The sequence below is a fragment of the Boseongicola sp. genome (genome assembly GCF_057460485.1).
In genome coordinates this window covers 1-3,372 of record NZ_JBVCWP010000371.1, presented here as the reverse complement: position 1 = coordinate 3,372, position 3,372 = coordinate 1, and the positions used below count along the sequence as shown (strand labels likewise).

5 protein-coding genes are annotated in these 3,372 nt (G+C 52.0%); 2 read left to right on the top strand and 3 right to left on the bottom strand.

All coding sequences use genetic code 11. From position 1 onward, the window contains the following. Positions 1–111 precede the first annotated feature (111 nt). The 3 genes from AC221Y_RS22210 to AC221Y_RS22200 all read right to left on the bottom strand — a co-directional run bounded on the left by AC221Y_RS22210 (position 112) and on the right by AC221Y_RS22200 (position 1,949). Positions 112–354, bottom strand: a complete 243-nt coding sequence (locus AC221Y_RS22210; RefSeq protein WP_486708477.1) for a hypothetical protein — start codon at positions 352–354, stop codon at positions 112–114. Positions 355–628: 274 nt separating this feature from the next. Beyond that, positions 629–916 carry a hypothetical protein gene (locus tag AC221Y_RS22205; protein ID WP_486708478.1) on the bottom strand — a complete coding sequence of 96 codons (288 nt, stop codon included), beginning with the start codon at positions 914–916 and terminating at the stop codon, positions 629–631. Between the two features lie 286 nt (positions 917–1,202). Then, positions 1,203–1,949, bottom strand: coding sequence for a sulfite exporter TauE/SafE family protein (locus AC221Y_RS22200; RefSeq protein WP_299751383.1), 747 nt, complete (start codon positions 1,947–1,949; stop codon positions 1,203–1,205). 455 nt (positions 1,950–2,404) lie between these two features. Here AC221Y_RS22200 and AC221Y_RS22195 point away from each other — a divergent pair, with 455 nt between their 5' ends. Next, entirely contained in the window at positions 2,405–2,668 is a 264-nt protein-coding gene (locus AC221Y_RS22195) for a hypothetical protein (protein ID WP_486708476.1), read from the top strand. A 272-nt stretch (positions 2,669–2,940) separates the two neighbouring features. Then, a partial coding sequence (locus tag AC221Y_RS22190) for an IS6 family transposase (RefSeq protein WP_486708475.1) occupies positions 2,941–3,372 on the top strand: 432 nt, incomplete at its 3' end.

The window sequence follows — 3,372 nt, the reverse complement described above, 5'->3', positions numbered from 1 at the left end:
CTGATTTGTAATCAGTAGGTCCGCGGTTCGAGTCCGTGTGGGGGCACCATTATTTTCGGGTAATATATTGAAAATAATAGGCTAACTGAATTCATATCTTAATTTATCCACCTAATTATCCCCCTTTTGCCTCGCGGTCACTTGTTTGAGGCGGGTGATAAAGTCGACATCTCCTTCGTCGCGGGTGATATATTCCCAACCCTTGGTGGTCCGCACATTCGCAGAAACCGGTGTGGAGCATAGCTCGCCACCCTCGCGCCATATCTTATTGAAAATTACGATGCTTGGCGCGCGGTCGTTTTTGATTCCCCGCTTCGCTTCGAGCCGTTCGATCCGTGTTCGAAGTGGTGTCATGTGCCGACCATTTCCAGATATGGGCTTGCTAGGACTGCGCAGAGTTTCGGCGCGTGCAAAGCATACGCTTTCTACTCCAAGTGTACCAGTTTATGGGCGTAGAAAGCACCGTCCTCCTTCACGACAAGCTCGGCGATCGCAGACGTGCGATTGGAGGACGAGCGTACATTCGTGATCTAACCCAAAATCTACTGGTCGCGAGGGCGTGCAATCCTGCGACGGCAAATGCCCGCTATAGTCAAAGCTGTCGTTGGCCCATAAGTCCCAGATCAATTCAGGAGGCCATATCCACCAAAACTTCATTCATCGAAACCTCTGGCGGTGAAGCAAAATGTGGACCGAACTCCCGCATCGTACTTTGAAATTTGGCGCTGGCTCTCAGACGCTGATAAGACTCTGTATCTCGCCAAGTAGCCAAGACCGTTAGAACGTCTGTGTCATGGTCAAAAATCATTCGCGCGCCCAACCAATCTGTTTCCGAACTTACGAGTTTGGGGTTGGTTTTTTGAAACAAATCGGAACAAATCTCACTTGTGCCGGGTTTGAGCTTAACTCTCGTCATAACAACATACATCGAAAATCCCTTCTAGAACCCTGTGGGCAATCTTAGCGGGGGTATTCATGGCTGGGAAGTATGAGCCAGGGGTAATGACGGCAGTGCGGAGAGGCTGTGTGAAAACTCGGGATTCTTCATGATTTCGCGCCGCTCGTTTTCGGGAGTTGCTAATTTGATGGTTCAGCTCGATCAGAGCGCGCCCAAATCTGGCAATTTTTGGCATTTGTAAAAGCTCTCGATAGTTTTCACACAGCCCCCGGACAATGCAGCCATCATCACGTCAGATGGTGGATCAACCCCACAACGGCAACCCCGACAGCGCCGAAGCAGCAATAATGGCGTAGGCCACACCGCGGTACATGCGCTCGTATCCAGGGCGAAAAATGCGGGCACCCAAAACACTTCCAGCAAGGGTTGGAATGATGAGCGCTAACCCCAGGATGATCGCCGACGGGTCCAGTTTTCCAAACAATGCCAATGCGGGCAGGAGAACCACGTCTGTCATCAACAAAAATAAAAATGTGTTTGCCCTGATTGCTTGAGCGGAAAGTGCGCTCGCCATGTAGAGAAGGATAACTGGCGGGCCGGGAAGCCCTGCAACACCTTGAAGAAAACCGGACATCCCGCCTGTTGCAAATATCAATGGTGCCGAAAGTTGGCCACGATAGCGGAACCCCGAAATCAGGCTCGCAAGCATGAAAAGTGCGACGAAGGAAACCGTAAATCGAAAGACTTCCGGTGCAACTAGCGTCAGAGTCAGCAGCCCAAGTGGCAAGGCTAGGATGAGACCCGCCAAGAGCCGCACAAGATCACCGACGTCGCAATCTCGACTCGCTTGGCGGACCAAGGGAAGCGGCCCGATCAAATCGAATATCACGATTGTCGTTATGGCTTGAAAGGGCGACAAAACCTGCGCTGCAATTGGCAAGTACACCAACGCGGACCCAAAGCCGGAAAATCCTCTGACAAGCGCCGCCAGAAACGCAGCACTGCCCAGAAGGGCCAATTGCAAAATACCGTATGTCTCAATCAAATCCACCGCACATTGCTAGGGACTTGCCATCTCGAAGTCTACCTAGGTCAATAATGTAAGAAGTTGTCCGCAATGGGCTTATTCTGTTGAAAAACTCCAGTTTCGGGCCTGGCGGACAGATTTTTTCGCCATACAGGTCGATAAGTTTATTTTGGCAAGGGGGATCGGCCAAATCAAGCCTCCCGGGTTGCTAGGCCGGGTCGCGTCGTCTGGTTTACTATCTTAGCTGGCTTTGACAGGATTTGCGGTTTTGACGGGAATTTGGGATTTTCAGATTTTGGAGTTTTCAACAGAATAACCTCGAAGCGGCCGTTCGCTGCGGGATGCATCAAGGTCCGCTATGGCGATATTCGGCAGGTTGCCGCTCTAAAAGGCCAGACCCTAGCGATTGACATCTGACCGACGGGCTGGCCTCAACTGCACCTAATCAAGAGCAGCCATTTGCGATCAAGGAGAACTCCATGAAGGATGACGCCATCCATGACGGTGACCAAGTCTTCGAGGACTTCATCGAAAAGGAGCTGGAGGCTCTAGCTGAGCGCGCAAGACAAAAGGGTATCTGCATGGATTGCCTCACAGACCGTCTTATTGCCGAGATGGTGACCAGCCTAACTCGCGCGGGCGTTCCAGCTTCCAATATTCTCGGCGTGGTCGCTGACGGTATGGCCTTGGCAGAGGAACCTGAGCCTGAGGAAGGAAGCGATCACCGTCGAAGGGTGCATTGATTAGAATTGTTTGAGGAACAAGCGCTCGACGAGCAGTAAGCGCCCAATAGCCCGCAGAGTCCCTATAAAGCCCGCACAGAGTCACCGGCCATTATCGCCACCCATATAAGGCAAAGCGCCCAGCGACTCTCTCCGAGGCCCTCAGGGGGACGATGCTTGAAGTTATTTAAGAAGCCCCTTCAGATGGTCGACTATGTTAGCGAGCGGTTGTTGTCGGAACTGTCAGAGGAAACTGGCTTGAGTAGAGCAGGGCGGTTTCGTAGCCTTGCTGGATGAGAAAATCCAATCTATTTCGCTACTTCAAGACGTCGCCGGAGATCATCCGCCTCGCTGTTATGCTGTCCATTCGATTTCCGCTCTCCCTACGAAATGTCGAAGACCTGCTGCATGAGCGCGGCATCGAAATCAGCCACGAAACTGTCCGCTTTTGGTGGAACAGATTTGGCCCGATGTTTGCTGCTGAAATCCGTAGGAAACGGGCGAACCGGATGCGTGGCTATTCGAACTGGCGTTGGCATCTTGACGAGGTTTTCGTGAAGATCAACGGCGAGATGCATTACTTGTCGCGGGCGGTAGATCATGAAGGCGAGGTCCTGGAAAGTTATGTGACAAACCGGCGGGATCGCAAGGCAGCATTGAATTTTCTCAAAAAATCAATGAAGCGCTACGGCAAACCGGAAGTGATCGTGACCGATCTACTGCGG

Coding starts and splice junctions, on each gene's coding strand:
- AC221Y_RS22195 (WP_486708476.1), top strand. CDS start 2,405: ATGAAGGATGACGCCATCCATGACGGTGACCAAGTCTTCGAGGACTTC.
- AC221Y_RS22205 (WP_486708478.1), bottom strand. CDS start 916: ATGACGAGAGTTAAGCTCAAACCCGGCACAAGTGAGATTTGTTCCGAT.
- AC221Y_RS22210 (WP_486708477.1), bottom strand. CDS start 354: ATGACACCACTTCGAACACGGATCGAACGGCTCGAAGCGAAGCGGGGA.